Genomic DNA, 16,776 nt, shown 5'->3' with positions numbered 1-16,776 from the left:
CCCCCTGTTCCATTCCACAAGAAAAGGCAGCCGCGGCTGCCTTTTCTTCATTTTCATTTCCCCAGGAAGGAGAAGTGCATGTAGTCGTTGTTCTGGGACCAGGCGTCCCCGCCCCAGCTGAAGCCGTACTTCTTGAAGGCCCGGACCACGTCCCCGTCGGGGAGGATGGAATGGGGGTCTTCCCCGGGCAGCCAGTGGGTGCCGACGACAATGGTCCCGTCGGACCGGACCAGCGGGTTCTCGTTGGCGTTGATGTCGATGGCAAGGCCCCACCGGTGCTCCGAGGTAGGGCTGGCCCGCCAGGCGTAGCCGCCCACATCCTTTATGGAGAACCGTTCCTCCCCCTCGAAGACCTCCCGGAAGACGGCCTCCACCATTTCCGCCACCGCCACGTTGACCGTGAGGGTACGCCTGCCGGCCGTCTTGGTCCCGTCGTCCTGCAGCTGCCACACGTCCACCGTGACCGCCACCATGTGTTCCAGGGCCTCCTCCTCGGTCTGGTAGAAGGGGGCGTCCGGCTCCCCGAAGACCAGGGCATGCTTCACGGAATTGGTCCCCGGCATCACCAGCAGTTCCTCTGGGGTGTACAGCTCCTCCAGGGAGAGCCGGGTGTACCGGCCGCCTTCCGTCTGCCACCCGTCGGAAACCGGTTCCCCACTGCCCTCATAGGCCAGCCATGTCCCTTCTTGGGAGGTCCCGGCGTCGTCCGTTCCGGGGTTGTCCGTCCCGGTGTTGTCCGTTCCGGCGGCGGCCTGGGCCAGCTCCTTGAGCCGCCGGTCCCTGGTCCGCTGGGAGACGGGCCCTGGGGCCACCGTCTCCATGGACCGCTTCAGGATCACCAGGGCCTGGGCCCGGGTGGTGTTCTGCTGGGGCTCCAGGTTCCCCAGGTCGGTGCCCAGGACGATCCGCCTGCCCGCCACCACGGCCGCCGCCTCCCTGGCCCAGGCGCTGACGCTGGATGCGTCCCCGAAGCCGGCCAGCACCGTCTCCACCACCGCCGGATCCACCGCCTTCAGGTCTCCCAGTTGCCCGAGCAGCCGTCCGATCATCACGAACATCTCCTCCCGGGTGATCTCCCCCTCCGGCCGGAAGGTGCCGTCCGGGTATCCCGTGACGATTCCCAAGGCGTAGGCCATGTCCCCATGGAGGCCCACCTCGTCCCCGAAGACCTCCCGCTCCCAATTCCGGGGCCATTCCCCGCCTCCGCTGACATAGGCCAGCACCACCGCCTCGGCGAACTCTCCCCGGGTCACCGGGCGGTCCATCCTGCGGTTGACGAAGCTCTCTGGGATGATCCCCCAGCTCTCCGCCTCCCCAATCCCCTCCACGAACCAGGTGTCCACCCCCTCGTAGGCGTGGGCTTCCTGTCCCATGGCCCCGAAGGCCATGAGGAACGCCAGCGCCAGCGCGGCGCCCCTTTTCAATCGTCCTGTCCCCATCTTCATGCCGGTCTCCTTGTCCCCATGTCCGTCTCGATCCGTGTCCGCACGAAGCTCCGCAGCCGGCTTGCGGCCGGCCGGGAGCCCGCTCGTCTTCTTCAGTTCCTCCTGGCTGGACAGGATGTCGTAGCCTTCCAGCCCCCGTTCTCCGGCAAAAAGGGTGGCGACTCCCCCGGTCTCCCCGGCATCCTACCGCACGTTCACCATTTCAGAGACCAGCACCACCTCCACGATCCCCGGGTCGTCCCCGGAGACGGTGTAGAGCCGGACGAAAGCGTCCGCCTTGATGTCCCTAAGCACCCCCGGTTCGTAGGTGACTTTGCCACCCACCAGCTTGGCCCTGTAGACGATGGGACCTTCGATGATGGTGCGGATGTCCGGATTCCCGTCCTCGTCCCCGTCATAATCGATGGTGACCACGGAATCGTTCCGCTCCAGGACCTTCGCCCATGCGGATCCCGTGTGGTCCTCGAATCCGCTGACGGTCCCCAGTCCCGCAAAGTCCAGTCCGCTGGTGGAGGCGTTCCGCACCACCCCGAACTGCATCCTAAGTCCGAACAGGTCCCCCGCATCCAGGGCGGCCTGCAGGTCCAGGTCCAGGGTGTCGTCGTCCCTGGTCGGCACGTACACGACATCCTTCCCGATGAGGAATTCCAGCTCCTGGACCTCATCCCCGGCGGAATTCAGCACCCTGGCCGTCTCCAGGACCAGTCCGAAGGCCCTGCCGGTGTAGTCCGCCAGCCTGCCTGCCGGATCCGGTCCGGGCTCTTCCTCTTCCACCGGCGCGGCGTAGACGCCCAGTTCGGCCGCCAGTTCCCCGTCCACGGCTCCGGAAGCCACCAGCAGGTCGATGGCCTTCCTGCCTTCCCCGTCCACCGCCTGGAGGGAGCCGAAGGTCATGCCCACGGCGTCGTCCCGGATCAGGGCCTTTTCATTGAACTTCTGGGCCTCCTCCGGGGTGACGCCTCCCTTGTCCGATAGGGTCTGGGCCGCCTGGTCATAGTCCGCGGCGTCCACCGTATGGCCCAGCTGCCGCAGGATCATGGTGGCGTACATCTTCCCAATCAGGGGCTCCATGGGAGCCAGCCTGTCCGCGGCCACACCCACCAGGATCCCGTTCTCCACCGCATAGGCAATGTTGTTCCTGGCCCAGCCGGATACCGCTCCCGTGTCCGTGAAGGGCGCCAGGGCGGCCGCGGTCTCCGCTTCGGTCATCCCCAGGGCGTCCTCCTCCAGGCCGAAGAGGCGCAGCAGCAGGGTGACGCCCATCTCCCGGGTCAGGGCCCCGCCCAGGTCCGGGACGAAGGCCGTCTGGGAGGTCCCCTTGAAGAGCCCCAGCCGGTTCAGTGTCACGGCCTCCTCCCCGTAGGTGTGGGTCTCCTGGGCAAAAACGGTCCCCAGGGACAGGGTCAGCATGGCCACCACCAGCAGCAGCGATAAAAGCTTGTTTTTCGTCGTTCCCATGGCAAGTCCTCCTCTTATCTTATGCGTTTAACTTTTGTGTTTACTGTTGCGTTTACTGTTGCGTTACTGTTGCGTTACTGATGGATTCTCCGGAACCGTCCTCCTGAAGGCGGAAAGGAACTCCTTTTCCACACTGCCGAAATCCCTCTGGGAGAAATCCAGCTCCCTGGAGTGGACGGGCATCACCTCCATGACCGCCACCTCCATCAGCTCCTGGAACTCGTGGTACAACAGGGCGTCGTCGATCTCCCTGATCCGCCCCAGCTCCTCCTCCGTCAGGTCCCCGATGCCGAACCGCCGGTAGACGGCCTTCTGCAGCCGCTCCTCCATGGGACCGTAGGCGTGCAGGTTCCGCTTCACCGGTCGGGTGATGTCCGACAGGTAGCTCTCGCTGGCGTCGTGGAGCAGGCACCCCAGCCGCACCCGGTCGGAATGGCCCCGGCTTGCGGCTTCCCTCCAGCAGTTGATGGAATGCTGGGCAACCGAGTAGAAATGCCTGAAGTGGCCGTTGGCCCTGGTCATCAGGGACAAGGAGTGGGCGATGTCCTCGATATGGATGTCCTCCTCCACGGGGTCCAGTGGATGGAATTTCGTTTTCGTATAGGTGAGAATGTAGTCCGCCATATTTCGCCTCTTTTCGTTTCCGTCCTACCCTTATGGTACAACAGATTCCCCGGGAAAACAAGCCCGGACACGCCGAAAGGGCGGCCGCAGCCGCCCTTTCGGCGTGTCCTTACTTTTCCTCCGCGAGGCTCACCTGCCATCCGACGCCGTACTTGTCCACCAGATAGCCGTAGACCTTGCTCCAGAAGGTCTCCTGAAGGTCCATCTCCACCTTGCCGCCCACCTTCAGGTTGTTGAAGGCTCTGGTCAGGGCCTCCTCGTCCGTTCCGGTAAGCACCAGGCTGATGTTGTCCCCGATGGTGGCGTCCCTGCCCGGCAGGGCGTCGGAGAACATCACGATGCCCCCGAAGATCTTCAGGTCCGTGTACATCACCAGCTCCCTGGTGTAGTCGTCCAGGGGAAAATCGGCGTCCGGCGGCATCTCCCCGAAGGTCATGATCTTCGGCTCTTCCACGCCGAAGGCCTCCGCATAGAACTTGACCGCTTCCCGACAGTTTCCATTGAAATTCACAAACGCTTGAACGCTCATACGTACTGCCTCCTTCAATCGAAAAACCACTCCCGCCGCATCCCTATCCGTTCTTCCATTATACCATGTTTTCCCGGGAAAGGAAACTACCGTCCCCGGGAAGGTAGCCGGGGCACCCAGCGGCAGCAGGCAGGATTCAAGCCCTTCCCCCATGTTCAGACAGCCGTTCTTGTGGTACAATCATTGTATGATTTGGAAAGGAAGACCACCAAACAGCTACAGGGAAATCGAATGGGAAGGGGAATGGACATGGGTAATGGATTGGGAGACGACCTTAGGAAACTGATGCTGGCGGGGATTGGCGGAGCCGCCGTGGCTGCGGAGAGCGCCAAGAAGGGATTCGACATCCTGGTGGAAAAGGGGGACGCCACCGTCCGGAAGGGGAAGGCGGCGTATGCGGAGCTGAAGCACAAGGCCTCCCCCTCCTCCCTGATCGACCGGGTGGACCAGCTGACACCGGAAGAGCTGCAGGCCCTGAAGGCCAGAATCGGGGAACTGGAGCGGCAGGGTAAGGAATGACGGGGGAAGCCAGGCCCAAGGGCGGCACGGACAGGGCCCGGTTCCTGGAGATCCTTTCCCTGCTTCGGAAGCACCGGGCCGCCAAGGGCCTGACCCCGGTGAAGCTGCGGGCCCTCCTGGAGGACCTGGGCCCCACCTACATGAAGCTGGGGCAGGTGATGGCCATGCGCTCGGACCTGCTTCCCGCCGCCTATTGCCAGGAGCTGAAGAAGCTCCATTCGGAGGCGGCTCCCATGCCCGTGGAAGAGGTCTACGGGGTCATCGCCAGGTCCCTGGACCCCCCGCTCGGCACGCTTTTTCCCAGGTTCGATCCCGTCCCCTTGGGGGCCGCCTCCATCGCCCAGGTGCATCTGGCGGAGCTTGCCGACGGCACCCCCGTGGTGGTGAAGGTCCAACGCCCAGGGATCCACGAGACCATGCGCCAGGACGTGGCCCTGATCCGCAGGGCCCTGGGGTTGGCCCGGGTGGTGGGCGGGACCGGGGACGTGGTGGATTTCGGCATGGTCCTGGACGAGATCTGGGCGGCGGCCCAGGAGGAGATGGATTTCCGCATAGAGGCCGGGCACATGGAGACCTTCGCCCGCAACAACCGGGACGTGGCCTATGTGGACGTCCCCAGGGTCTTCCGGGGGCTTTCCACCGGGAACGTGCTGGTGATGGAGCACATCCGGGGCATCCCCGTCACGGACACCCAGGCCCTCCGGGCGGAAGGCTACGACCTGGAGGAGATCGGGGCCAAGCTGGCCCAAAACTACCTGAAGCAGGTGGTGGAGGACGGATTCTTCCATGCGGACCCCCATCCCGGGAACCTGCGGATCCGGGACGGCCGGATCGTCTGGATCGACTTCGGGATGATGGGCCACCTCTCCCCCCGGAACCGGCAGCTCCTGGACCAGGGGGTGCGGGCCATGGCCCGGAAGGACCCGGGGGCCCTGAAGGATGTGCTGCTGGCCATGGGGGCCCTGGGGGAAGGTACCGACCAGAACGCCCTTTATGGGGAGATCGACGACTTGCTGACCAAGTATGGGACCGTGGACCTGGCTTCCATCGACATGGGGTCCGTGCTGGAGGATTTCCTGCATCTGGCCCGTCGGCAACACATCGTGCTGCCCGGGGGCGTCTCCATGCTGGGCAGGGGTATGGCCACCCTGGAAGGGGTGCTGTCGGTGGTGAGCCCGGGGATCAGCCTCCTGGACATCGCCGCCGGACGGATGGCCGGACGGCTTCCCCACCGGGAGGACTGGGAGCGGCAGCTGCTCCAGGACGCGGCCGGGCTGGCGGCGGCGGGACACAAAGCCCTGGGGCTGCCCGTCCTCCTTTCCGACCTGCTGAAGATGGGGGCCAAAGGCCAGGGAAGGATGCACCTGGAGCTTACCCCCTCCAAGGCCCTGGACCGGACCGCCTATTGGCTGGTGGGGCGGCTGACGGCGGGCATGGTGGCTTCCGCCATGCTGGTGGGCTCCGGCATCCTATGCACCACGGACCTCACCCCCCGGTGGCTGGGGGTCCCCGCCCTGGGGCTGGCCGGCTTCGGCCTTTCCATCCTCCTGGCGGCCGGCCTGCTGTTGGGGATCTGGCGGGAGCGGTAGGGGGAGCCACCTCCGCCCCAAGGGGAAAAGCGGCGAATGCGGCAAACGAAAGGGAAGGCTACGGAAACGCGGTTCACGGTTTCCGTAGCCTTCCCTTTTTCCTCTTCCTTTACCAGGCCTGGAGCACCAGGCCGAACTTGACCACCAGGTCCTCCCCTTCATAGAAGCCGCGGATGCAGTCTTCCAGCTGCTCCATGGACCGGAGCTCCCCCTGGTGGGACTTCCCCTGGCCGACGGGCATGTCCACCTCCACCGGAGCCCCCGCCCCGGCCTTGGAGAACTGCAGGATTTCCCCGCTGGGCTTCTCCAGGCCGAAGAAGTTGTCCTTCGTGGTGTCCTCCAGCATGCGCTTGGCATACCGGACCACCTCGTCGAAGGTGCACGGCAGGGGGGAGCTTCCCGGAATGCTGACCCCCAGCTCCTGGGAATCGGCGTAGAACTTCAGTGTCGGCCCCTGTCGGTCCCCCTCCTGGAAGAAATATCCAGAACCCGCCGGCCGGTGGCTTGCGGTTGCGGTATCGGGCCGCGGACCCCTCTCGAAGCCCACCAGCCTGTCCCCCTGGAAGGTGAGGACTCCCCGGTCCCCGTCGTTCAAGGCCAAGAACTGCTTCTTCCCCACCTTGAAGGTCTTTTGGGACCGGTCCTCCAGCAGGAACTCCACCCGGTAGGTGCTGGTCGTCCGGGCATCGGCGGTGTCCACCGTATGGGACTCGTAGGACTGGCTGTAGGTCCCCAGGACCTTGGCCTGGACGCTGACCACGGGCGCCTCCCTTTGACTCCTGGAATTCCGGATGACGGTGAACACCGCCAGTACCACCGCGGCCAACGCACCAAGCAGCACGACGGCGACCAGCAATAGCAAAACTGTGCTTATGGACATGTTTTTTCCCCCTCTCAAGACTTTCGGGCAACCGGTATCCTGCGGCTGCCCGATTGCTAAAATTATACAAGTTCCTTGTTTTTTTGTCAATCCAGACAGTTGCCGTCCTGAAGGCGCACCCTGTCACCGCCGCCCCCAAGGTTGTTCCTGTTTCCGGCAGCTTCCGTGGGGCGTCCCACAGCTTTTCCGGGTCCGGCAGGTCCGTCGACGCTGGCGGGGCCGTTGCCGACCGCTGGTCCGTTGCCGCTTGCCGGGCCGTTGCCGACCGCCCGGGCACCACCCCTTGCCGGCCTGCTGTCGATCCGCTCCAGGCCGCGCTCGAAGGCCGCCAGATGGTGCACGCTTGCGTCCCTAAGTGCCGTGAACACGATCCCCATGTCTTCGGGAAGGTCTGGTTGGGTCAGGAATTTCTCGTACATCGCGATGTTGTCGATTTCCGCCTGGACGCCGATCTCGAAGGTTTCCTTCAGCGTTTCCGGAATCACCACATGTTCCGCAGCCGTGTCCTCAGGGACCGGGATGCCGTACTTCTCAAAGAGGGGCAGGAGTGCGCTGATGTGCTGTTCTTCCGCTTCCATGATGTTGGAGAAGGGTCTGGTCACGTCGAATTCTTCCATAATCGCTTCATATTCCGCTCTGGCAAGGTATTCGTCCTGTATGGCATAGTCAAGCATTTCTTTCAGTGTGAGGTCGGTGTCGGCTTCCGCGCCGCCTGCGCCGTAATCGTCCGTGCTGGCGAATACGGTGGTGGATGCGAAGATCATGGACAGGGTGAGGACTGCAGGGATGAGTTTCTTCATTCTTTTGGTTGTCATTGCAACCGCCTCCAATCGTAGTGGGTTGGTTGGTTTCGCTTTCAAGTCCAGTATAGTCCCAAAATGTAAAAAAGTTGTGAATGGAGAAAGGTTCCTGCCGGAAAATCCTTCTTTCGTCTGGAACAGCAGGCAAAGCAAAGGACCGGCCGACGGCCGGTCCTTTGCTTTGCCTGTCTCAATATTCGAGGGTCACTTTCTTGGTATCGGAATCCCAAACCACCTCGCAGCGGAAGTTCTCCGCCACGAACCGGACCGGTACCATGGTCCTTCCGTTGACCGACAGGGGGGCGACGTCCGTCTTCCCTTGGACTCCGTCCACGCGGATTTCGTTCCTGTCCAGCCACATCTCGATCGATGTGCCCCTGGCGTCCAATACAATCCCCTTTTCCTCCGCAACCCAGCTTACGGTCCCCCCCATGCTCTCCACAAGGGTCCGGATGGGGAGCAGCGTCCTCCCCTCCTGGATCAACGGGACCGTGTCCCGGCCCGGGTCGATCTCCTTCTCCACACCGTCGACTTCCATCATCGGATTCCCGATCTGGACCACAATCCGTTTGCCTTCGGCCGCATTGGAAGCCGGAGCGATGGCAGGATCGGCTGTTGCTGCCGTTTCGGCGGTTTCCCCTCCTCCGCCTTCCTCCCCCTCCCCGTCCGGCGTCGGGACCGCAGGCTGGACATTCCTGGCCTCCGTCTCCGGCCCGACCGGCGCTGCCGGCTCCCTTGCCGCAAAGTGGGCCAGGGCGAAGGAGAGGAGGACCAGGATGGCCCCCAGCGCAATCAGGATGTCTTTCCAATCCGGCTTGAACCTGTCACCATTTTCTTTCATACCCTTACCTCCCCATAATCTCTTCTGTCTATTCTTCTTTCTATTCCCCCACCGCCTTCAGCGTTTCGGCCATGGACACCCTGTCCACCTTCCTGCCTCCCAGCTTCTTGGCCAGCAGGTAGGTGGCCAGGACAAGCAGGAAGCTCAGGAGCACGTACAGCGGGTCCACCACCGTAGGAATCGTGAAGTCCATGGTGTCCCCCAGGTTGCTGTACACGCTCCCGAAGGAGGCCGCCGCCAGGGGGATGGCTGCCAGGAAGCCGGCCAGGACCACCAGGTCCGTGCTGTCCAGGATCAGGGACCGGACCTCCCTGCGCCGGTAGCCGAAGACCTTGAACAGGGAGATGGTGTTCCTGTTCTCCTCGATGATCAGGGAGGTGACCAGTTGGATGATGATCAGCCCCATCACGCCGGAGAGGAGGACCATCGCCCCCACCATGGCCACGGTGGCTCCGAAGAAGGCCTCCATGGCGGCGGGGATTTCCCCCATGTCCTTGACCCCCGCAAGCGCCTCCGGGGGGATCTCCAGTTCCCGGGTGCTGAAGAGCCCCATATGGCTGTCCGGGGGATACCCCAGCTCCTCGTTGAACCGGTCGATCGGCAGGAAGAGGAAGTGCTCCGTATAGGACTGGGCCACGGCGTCGATCCTGAATTCATGGACCTTCCCGGTAAGCTTCCCCACCACCCGGATCGTGTCCCCGGCCTCCACGCCCAGGCGCTCCGCCAGGGGCCTGGTGATGTTCGTCCGGTCGTTGGGCAGGAGGTTGCCGTCCTTGTCCCTAAGGGTCAGGAGCCTGGAATCCGGCTGCACCCCGGAGGCCCAGAACTCGGCGCCCTCGTCCCCTTCCAGGTGGAAGACCGCCCCGGAGAAGGCTTCCGCCCCTTCCGGCACCTCCCCGGTCTGGAGTTCCCGGAAGGCGTATTCGTAGTCGAACCGGTAGGTCTCCCTGATGTCGCTGGTCAGCAGGTGGGTGAAGGAGCTCAGGATGGTGAAGGCCAGCAGCATGATCAGGGACGCCCCGACCACACCCAGCAGGAGGAACAGCAGCCGGGGGATGCTCCGAAGCTGCTCCCTGAGCTTGAACCTGGTCCCGAACCGGAGCCCCTCCAGCCGGAGCTTCCGTTCCAAGGCGCTGACCTTGGTCTTCCGGCTCCCCCCCTTCATCAGCTCGGCCGGGGGGCGCTTCAACTCGCTGCGGACGGCCAGCCAGCCCCCCAGGCCCAGGAAGAGCACGGGGGCCAGCAGGCCGGCCAGGAGTTCCGGTGCGCTCCACCGGATGGCCGTGACGGGCAGCACATAATAGTCCAGCATGGCCAGGACGCTGGGCCGGATGGCCGACAGGGCCAGCAGGCTTCCGGCGGTCCCCCCGGCCAAGGCCACCAGGAGCGGCAGGGCCATGTAGTGGCGCATCAGCTCCCGGCGCCGGTAGCCTTGGGCGTACAGGGTCCCCACCACCACCGCATCCTGTCGGACCATGCGCCAGACCAGGATTCCCATGACCAGGCAGGAGAGGAGGAACATCCCCACAGGCAGGGGTACGCTCATGGTGCGCATCCCCGTGACGGAGGCCCAGGGCGTGGACGCCCGCCGGTTGAGTCCGATGGGGATCCAGTCGGACGCGGCGACCCCCTGCTCAAGGAGCAGCTCCCGCAAGCGGACCGTCTGCTGGTTGATGCTGCCGTCCCGATCCAGGAACCGGGCCCCTTGGATCTTCACCACGCCCTCCATCCCTTCCAGGGCTGCGGGGTCCACCACACCCACGCCGAACCGTTCCGGAGAGGGCAGGATGTCGTAGGGGTTCTGGAGGGGATAGATGTAGTTGGGCAGGGCCACGTATCCCACCACGGTGAAGCTCTTGCCCCCGGCCTGGAGGGTGCTCCCCACTGTGTACCCGTTGGCTCCGGCCCAAGTGGGTTCCAGGAGGAGTTCCTCCGGGCCTTCGGGCATGCGCCCTTCCAGCACGGCCGGCACGTTCACCCGCCTGGTGGCGCCCAGCAGCCGCAAGGTGGCCGTGTCGGACAGGGGGGCGTCCAGGCTCAGGGATTCCTCGATGAGGGCCCCGGCCTGTTCCTCCAATGACTCCCTGTCGGGTATGGGACGGTCGGTCCGAAAGGAAATGTCCTCCTGCCGGTTTTCTTCCATGAAGTCCGTCATCAGGTCGCCCAGGTTCCGGGAGATCCCCGAGGCCAGCACGAAGGTGAAGCTGCCGATCAGCACCAGGACCAGGATGCCGATATGGCGTGCCGGATTTTCCTTGAACATGCGGTATAACCTTCGATGCAGCGCCATTACCACTCAATCCTTTCCGCCGGAAGCGTTTCCTTGTTCCGGACCCGTTCCACCACAGCCCCGCTCCGCAACCGGAACACGGTGTTGGCCATCCCGGAAATCGCCGTGTTGTGGGTGATCATCAGGATGGTGGTGCCGAAATCGGTGTTGATGCGCTGCAACAGCGCCAGGATGCTCCGGGATGTTTCGAAATCGACGGCTCCCGTGGGTTCGTCGCACAGGAGCAGTTTGGGGTTCTTCACGATGGCCCGGGCGATGGAGACCCGCTGCTGCTCCCCGCCGCTCAGCTCCCGGGGGAAGCGGTCTTTCTTGTCCAGGAGCCCCACCGACGCAAGGACCTGGTCCACGTCCAGGGGGGCGGTGCTGATGTTGGCGCAGACCTCGATGTTCTCCCCGACGGTCAGGTTCGGCACCAGGTTGTAGAACTGGAAGACGAAGCCGATGTTCTCCCGGCGGTACTCGGTCAGTTCCACGTCCTTAAGGCTCGTGACGGTGGTGCCGTCCACCATCACGCTGCCCCCGTCCGACCGGTCGACCCCGCCGATGATGTTCACCAGGGTGGACTTCCCCGAACCCGAAGGGCCCAGGATGACGCCGATCTCCCCCTTTTCCAGTTGCAGGTCCACCCCTTTCAGGACCTCCGTCCTGACCTCCCCGGTGGTGTAGCCCTTCTTCAAGCCTGTGACTTCGATGAACATGGCGGCCTCCTCTCCTCCCAGCCTTGGAATCCTGCTTGGGCGATTGTCGTTGATTCAATTATAGAACAGAAACCGGCACCTTACAACGAATTTTGCGTTTGGTTGAAGGCGCCTGCTTTTCTCGTACTTGATGCACAATTCCAACGGGATATTTCATTCAGCGGGGAGGATGGCAAACCTCCCCGGATTTGGTACAATGGACCTGTTGACGGACACCGATGACCCAAGGAGGTTTTTCATGAAGACCATCACCATGACCACAGGAGCCCAGACTTTCGAAATCGAACTGTACGACAATCCCTCCGCAAAGGCCTTGAGGCAGGCCCTGCCCATGGACCTTTCCATGTCCCGCTGGGGCGGGGAGTACTATGGATCGATTTCCAGAAGGATACCGGTGCACTCCGAGATGACCAGCTGGTTCAAGGAAGGGGAGGTTGCCCTTTGGCCCGATGGCAACGCCTTTTGCATCTTCTTCGGGCCCACCCCGGTCAGCACCGACAGCCGTCCCAAGATGGCCTCCCCCGGAGTCCCCTTGGGACGGATCGTCCGGGGAAGCCTTGAGGATTTGGACGCCATGGGCGGAAGCATCCGCCTCACCCTGACCTGAAGAGGCAAGGCAGCGCACGTTTGCAGACAAAAAGAGGACCAGCCAATTTGCCTGGTCCTCTTTTTGTCTGCTTCCTGTCAATGGGCATCCGGAACCTACTCCATTGGAAAGATATCCCTCTTCCCTTTGCTCCACGATGCTGTTGATCTCCCCAGGGAGGCGGGGCACATAGGATGGGATGTCTTCCGGCCATTCCTGCTGGCCGCCTGCGTCGACGACGACGGAAGCATCGTCCGCTTCCATCGAAACAACCGCGTCCCCGCCGTCCGAGCCGATGTCCACCTCGGCCGCTCCAGCCGTCTCCCCGGTTCCAGCTTCGGTTGCCTGGATATCCTCTTTGACGGCTTCTTCCGGTGTCTTGCCGCATCCCGCACCGGCCAGCACCACCAGCAGAAGCACGCTTGTCAACGCAGCCCAACATTCCCATTTTTTACAGGTTCACGCCAATTCCCCGATGATGTTCGGCACAACCCTTCCCCTGTTCAGCATGCGGTCGATACCTGCTAGAAGCGCAACGCATGTCCTGTGTTTCATCCGGCCCCAGCCTATCGGATTGGTAGGATCGGTACGATAGGAACGATCGGCAGATCGATGATTGTGGTCTTCTTGGGGACATAGAATTTTTTGGTTTCCCCGGGTGCGATGGTTGCCCCCGATTCTGTTGACTTGAACGTTTCCGTGGCATAACTTCCATCCGGGTTCTTGTGGAGCCGTGCGAATGTGATCTCCTTCAACACCGCCGGATCCCAAGTGGAATTGTTCGTCACCTCCACATACCAGTGGGTGCCGGTGGCGGGCGGCCAGTAGTCCACCGCATAGATGGGCAGGGGCACATCCAGTTTCAATGTCTTGCTGTAATCGATCCACAAGGTCTCGTTGGGGGTGTCCCAGACGGTGAAGGGGCTCCTGCCGTCCACGCCCAGGGTCACCTTCAGCTTGTTACGGGAATCGGCCCCGGTCTCCACATGGATCCTTGCGGAATAGGCCTGGTCCGTTCCGGCCCGCTCCACCGGGATGACCTGATAGAATCTCACATAATTGAAGTTGTCCTCCAGGGCGTCATAAGGAACCGTGAAATACCCGTTCCCCAGGTCCCCCCAGGTGTCCCCCCAGCTGTTCAGGCACTTCACCGTCTTCGTCACATCGTCGTATCCCACGATGGTGACCGCATGGCCCTGTTCGGGGTTATCCCCCTGGATCAGCGGGATGTCTCCCCCCGCCAGCAGCGGGCCGTAATTCCGCAGGAAATGCCGGATGTTCTCGATGGTGGGTTCGTATCCCCCGCTTTCCTGCATCCGGTAATAGGAGGCCAGATAGTTGGTCCATCCATTGGGCCTGGGCATCTGGCTGTAGTCGTAGGTGCTGTTGCCTGCAGCGTCCTTGCCTATGATCACCTTGTCATAATCCGAATGGGAGGAAGCCTCCGGAGCGATTCCGTTCTGTTCCAGCACGAACTTCGTGTTGACCGGTCCCCCGTCCGCCAGCTCCTCCTGTCGGCCATGGAGATACCAGAAGGACACGTCCGGGGTGTAGGGATGCTCCCTTTCCTTCAGGATGTTCATGATGTGCACCATGGATCGTCCGATGCATCCGCCCCTGCCGTCCTGGTTCCCCGTGAAGGTCACGTACGGCGTGTAGTCGCAGCCGGTGGACCAGCAGATGAGCGAATCCAGTGCATACGGAGGCTTGCTCCAATCCTGGGATGGCTGCAGCAGGGAAAGGTCCACATCCTTCTGCACGGTCAGGGAATCCGCATGGATTTTCGCCGTATCATAGGTCCGGTCGTTGGGCGCAAGCAGCAGGCCGTTTTTCACCCAGTCGGGCAACAGGGAGAGGTTGATGCCCGGCAGGTTGAAGCCAGGCAGCTGGAAGTCCGGAACCTCCGGGGCCTCTGTCTGGGTCACCACCGTGACGATCCGGTTGAGGCCGTCCCAATCCACCTCCGCCCCAAAGGATTCGCTGACGAACCGGAGGGGCACCAGGGTCCTGCTGTTGACAATCTTGGGCGGCACATCCAGAACGACGGGGGCCCCATTGACCCATGCCGTCGCATTCCCGATATACAGGACGATGGTGGTCCCCTCTCTAGTCGCCGTCACCTTCCTGTCCAGCGCGTCCCACTCCACGGCCGCCTCCAGGCGCTCGAAAATGGCCCGCAGAGGCACCAGGGTGCGTCCCGACTCGATGATGGGCGGGGTGTCCGTCACCAAGATCTCCCCATTCACGAAGATGCTGATCGGTTGCTGGGTTTGCCCCACGGCCATGCCGGACGGCATCACCACCCCGGTCAACAAAAGGCTGAAGAGCAGTACAAAGGAAATTAGTTTCATGTTCTTTGATTTCATAACATCCACCTGCCTTTCCATTCATGCATCCTGTTGCCAACACACCAGTATGATATCGGCATCACCTCCTTCAATCGCTTGTACGCCAGGGGTTTCACCTTGTTTACATGATGGTATTTCTGAAATTCCAACCGTTGTTTATGCTTATTTAAAACCGTCTTTCACACTTGCAACCTTAGGTATATTATAGGTCATATTCCATTTGCTTACAATCACTTTCACTTGACCTTGCGGCTTCATCAGGAGCAAAAAAAGAAGGACAATCCGCCGGTTCGCTTCTTGTCCTTCTGGGTCCGTTCATGGGGCCAGGCCCCAACCGAGCCCGGCGAATTCGCCACCCGGGAGGAAAAGTTTGCCCGGCCCGGCGTAGTTGCTGTCTATTCTTCATCAACACAAATATCCCCAATCAAGTAAAGTGCCGCTCTACCGCTTAGTTTCACCCTTTCGCCGCAAAACTCACAGTAAACCGTGCCGCCACGCTTGGATACTTGTCTGGCGACCATCTTGTCAAGGCCGTTCTGTTCTCTCCAGTAAGGAATAAGAGAACAGTACATCGTGCCACATACGGGATCCTCATCGACATTTATCTTTGGCCAAAAAGCTCTGGCTACAAAATCAAATTCCTTGCTTTTTGCTGTTACATAGGCAGACAATCCAACTGGAAATTGTTTTATTTTTGAGAAATCCGGCGTTAGCTTCTTCACCGTATCCTCTGAATCAAAAATGAATATCAAATCCCTACTGGTTCTAAGCACCTCTACTGGAACCGCACCTAACGCATCAACCATCAGGTCGGTCAAGTGATACCTTTCAGGTATGATGGTGGGAAAATCCATTTCAAACAAATCATCATTCTTTCTAACAATGAGATGATGGTTCGCTTTCTTTGTATTGAAATGGAGCACATCGGCATTTTTTTCGACAAACCTAAATACAACATAAGCGGTTGCAAGTGTTGCATGACCGCAGAGGTCTATCTCTCCGCCGGGAGTGAACCATCTCAATCCATAAGAATTTCCTTCCTTCACAGCAAAAGCTGTTTCTGACAGGTTGTTCTCTATTGCGATTTTCTCCATTTTTTCCATGGGGATCCAATCATCCATTATGCACACACCAGCTGGATTCCCTTCGAAAACATTGTCCGCAAACGCATCCACCACATAATATTTCAACAAAGCTTTCCCTCCTTCTGGTCAGTCCAAACGCGTGATGGTGGGGGCTCCCGATGCAGGAATGGTCACGCTGAAGCGCACATCCTGCTCCACTTCCCCAACGGTGGCCCGCAGGGTCAATGTCAACGTCCTGGTGCTGCCTCCCGGCGGGCGCTGGGTGATCACTGCGGTCATACCGTCCCCACCGAGCGTGATGCTTGCCTGGCTGCTGCTGGAGACCCCATAGAACCTGAAGACCACCCCATCCTCTCCCGCTGCAGGAACCGCCAGCTTTGCGTTGGTATCAGTGTAGGTGATGCTGCCTGGGGCAACCCCCGCCAGCGCCTGCTCCAGTCTCTGCTGGTCGGTTGGGCCTGCCGGTTCTTCGGGATCTTCCGGGACTTCCGGACTGCCGCCGGATCCTCCCGAATCCATCATCCCTCCATAAAGCGGATAGACGGTGATTCCGGAATTCTGGTAGTAGACCACCAGACTGCCCACACCCGGATCATACGCAAATCCGAAAGCATTCTCTCCCCTTTTCATGGGCGAAGGGACCTCCCCCCTGTAATGCTCCTTGACGATCTCATCCTCCGGCAGCTCCGAGCCTTGGGCCTTGCCCGCATAGACCACTGTCGCCATGGACTTCGCCACGCTCTTGTCGACCGCGATCCTTGCAGCCTCAACAAAACCGGGAAACCTTGGGATTGCGACGGCTGCCAGAATGGCCAAAATTGCAATGACGACAATCAGTTCGATCAACGTGAAGCCTTTTCTTCCCCAACCACAGTGCTTTCCCATCCGGCCATACCTCCAAGTTGTGCATCCTCATGTAACCTGATCAACAGCATGTTTTTTTCAAATCTTAGATGTATTGTACCAAATCGCTGGCGCGATGGCTAGGCAAGGCACATCGTTTTTCAAGCCTTTAGTCTTTCCCGTAGCCATGTTTTTTTGATTTAGAACAAAAAAGTAGTAGCTGCTTTTGAATATGTGTTAT

General features: G+C 61.2%; 15 protein-coding genes. 3 read left to right on the top strand and 12 right to left on the bottom strand.

Features of this window, described 5'->3' with window-relative positions:
- Window positions 1–53: 53 nt before the first annotated feature.
- The 4 genes from GXN74_RS05780 to GXN74_RS05765 form a co-directional block, all read right to left on the bottom strand.
- Window positions 54–1,445 (bottom strand): S-layer homology domain-containing protein, encoded by a 1,392-nt coding sequence (locus tag GXN74_RS05780; protein WP_162369972.1) that lies wholly within the window; start codon window positions 1,443–1,445, stop codon window positions 54–56.
- Between the two features lie 183 nt (window positions 1,446–1,628).
- A complete protein-coding gene (locus GXN74_RS05775) occupies window positions 1,629–2,903 on the bottom strand; it encodes an S-layer homology domain-containing protein (protein ID WP_162369971.1) in 1,275 nt (424 codons plus the stop codon).
- Between the two features lie 63 nt (window positions 2,904–2,966).
- Entirely contained in the window at window positions 2,967–3,527 is a 561-nt protein-coding gene (locus tag GXN74_RS05770) for a phosphohydrolase (protein WP_162369970.1), read from the bottom strand.
- 109 nt (window positions 3,528–3,636) lie between these two features.
- Window positions 3,637–4,056, bottom strand: a complete 420-nt coding sequence (locus GXN74_RS05765; protein ID WP_162369969.1) for a VOC family protein — start codon at window positions 4,054–4,056, stop codon at window positions 3,637–3,639.
- 249 nt (window positions 4,057–4,305) lie between these two features.
- On the opposite strand from GXN74_RS05765, the gene GXN74_RS05760 reads away from it, so the two are divergent.
- Window positions 4,306–4,575, top strand: a complete 270-nt coding sequence (locus tag GXN74_RS05760; RefSeq protein ID WP_246208615.1) for a hypothetical protein — start codon at window positions 4,306–4,308, stop codon at window positions 4,573–4,575.
- Window positions 4,572–6,164, top strand: a complete 1,593-nt coding sequence (locus GXN74_RS05755; RefSeq protein ID WP_162369967.1) for an ABC1 kinase family protein — start codon at window positions 4,572–4,574, stop codon at window positions 6,162–6,164. Before GXN74_RS05760 ends, GXN74_RS05755 begins: the two co-directional genes overlap by 4 nt.
- A gap of 109 nt (window positions 6,165–6,273) precedes the next feature.
- Here GXN74_RS05755 and GXN74_RS05750 read toward each other — a convergent pair whose 3' ends face one another.
- From GXN74_RS05750 to GXN74_RS05730, 5 genes are all read right to left on the bottom strand, one after another.
- The gene (locus tag GXN74_RS05750) at window positions 6,274–7,044 is read right to left on the bottom strand and encodes a DUF2500 domain-containing protein (protein WP_162369966.1); all 771 of its coding nucleotides are present in this window, start codon (window positions 7,042–7,044) and stop codon (window positions 6,274–6,276) included.
- 86 nt (window positions 7,045–7,130) lie between these two features.
- The gene (locus tag GXN74_RS05745) at window positions 7,131–7,859 is read right to left on the bottom strand and encodes a ferritin-like domain-containing protein (protein WP_212505718.1); all 729 of its coding nucleotides are present in this window, start codon (window positions 7,857–7,859) and stop codon (window positions 7,131–7,133) included.
- A 175-nt stretch (window positions 7,860–8,034) separates the two neighbouring features.
- Window positions 8,035–8,685: a stalk domain-containing protein gene (locus GXN74_RS05740; RefSeq protein WP_162369965.1), complete on the bottom strand. Its 651-nt coding sequence runs from the start codon at window positions 8,683–8,685 to the stop codon at window positions 8,035–8,037.
- A 40-nt stretch (window positions 8,686–8,725) separates the two neighbouring features.
- A complete protein-coding gene (locus GXN74_RS05735) occupies window positions 8,726–10,948 on the bottom strand; it encodes an ABC transporter permease (protein WP_246208614.1) in 2,223 nt (740 codons plus the stop codon).
- 26 nt (window positions 10,949–10,974) lie between these two features.
- Window positions 10,975–11,673: an ABC transporter ATP-binding protein gene (locus GXN74_RS05730; RefSeq protein ID WP_162369963.1), complete on the bottom strand. Its 699-nt coding sequence runs from the start codon at window positions 11,671–11,673 to the stop codon at window positions 10,975–10,977.
- Window positions 11,674–11,911: 238 nt separating this feature from the next.
- On the opposite strand from GXN74_RS05730, the gene GXN74_RS05725 reads away from it, so the two are divergent.
- Window positions 11,912–12,280, top strand: a complete 369-nt coding sequence (locus GXN74_RS05725) for a cyclophilin-like fold protein (protein ID WP_162369962.1) — start codon at window positions 11,912–11,914, stop codon at window positions 12,278–12,280.
- A 545-nt stretch (window positions 12,281–12,825) separates the two neighbouring features.
- Here GXN74_RS05725 and GXN74_RS05720 read toward each other — a convergent pair.
- From GXN74_RS05720 to GXN74_RS14470, 3 genes are all read right to left on the bottom strand, one after another.
- Window positions 12,826–14,625 (bottom strand): stalk domain-containing protein, encoded by a 1,800-nt coding sequence (locus tag GXN74_RS05720; protein WP_246208613.1) that lies wholly within the window; start codon window positions 14,623–14,625, stop codon window positions 12,826–12,828.
- Between the two features lie 377 nt (window positions 14,626–15,002).
- On the bottom strand, window positions 15,003–15,797 hold the full coding sequence (locus GXN74_RS05715) for a PhzF family phenazine biosynthesis protein (protein ID WP_162370017.1): 795 nt from the start codon (window positions 15,795–15,797) through the stop codon (window positions 15,003–15,005).
- A gap of 21 nt (window positions 15,798–15,818) precedes the next feature.
- Window positions 15,819–16,577: a prepilin-type N-terminal cleavage/methylation domain-containing protein gene (locus GXN74_RS14470; RefSeq protein WP_246208612.1), complete on the bottom strand. Its 759-nt coding sequence runs from the start codon at window positions 16,575–16,577 to the stop codon at window positions 15,819–15,821.
- Between the last annotated feature and the right edge of the window lie 199 nt (window positions 16,578–16,776).

The sequence above is a fragment of the Anaerotalea alkaliphila genome, from assembly GCF_010179735.1.
Classification (GTDB): Bacteria; Bacillota; Clostridia; order Lachnospirales; family Vallitaleaceae; genus Anaerotalea; species Anaerotalea alkaliphila.
The sequence above is the reverse complement of the archived record's forward strand: the minus strand, read 5'-3'. Positions and strand labels throughout refer to the sequence as shown.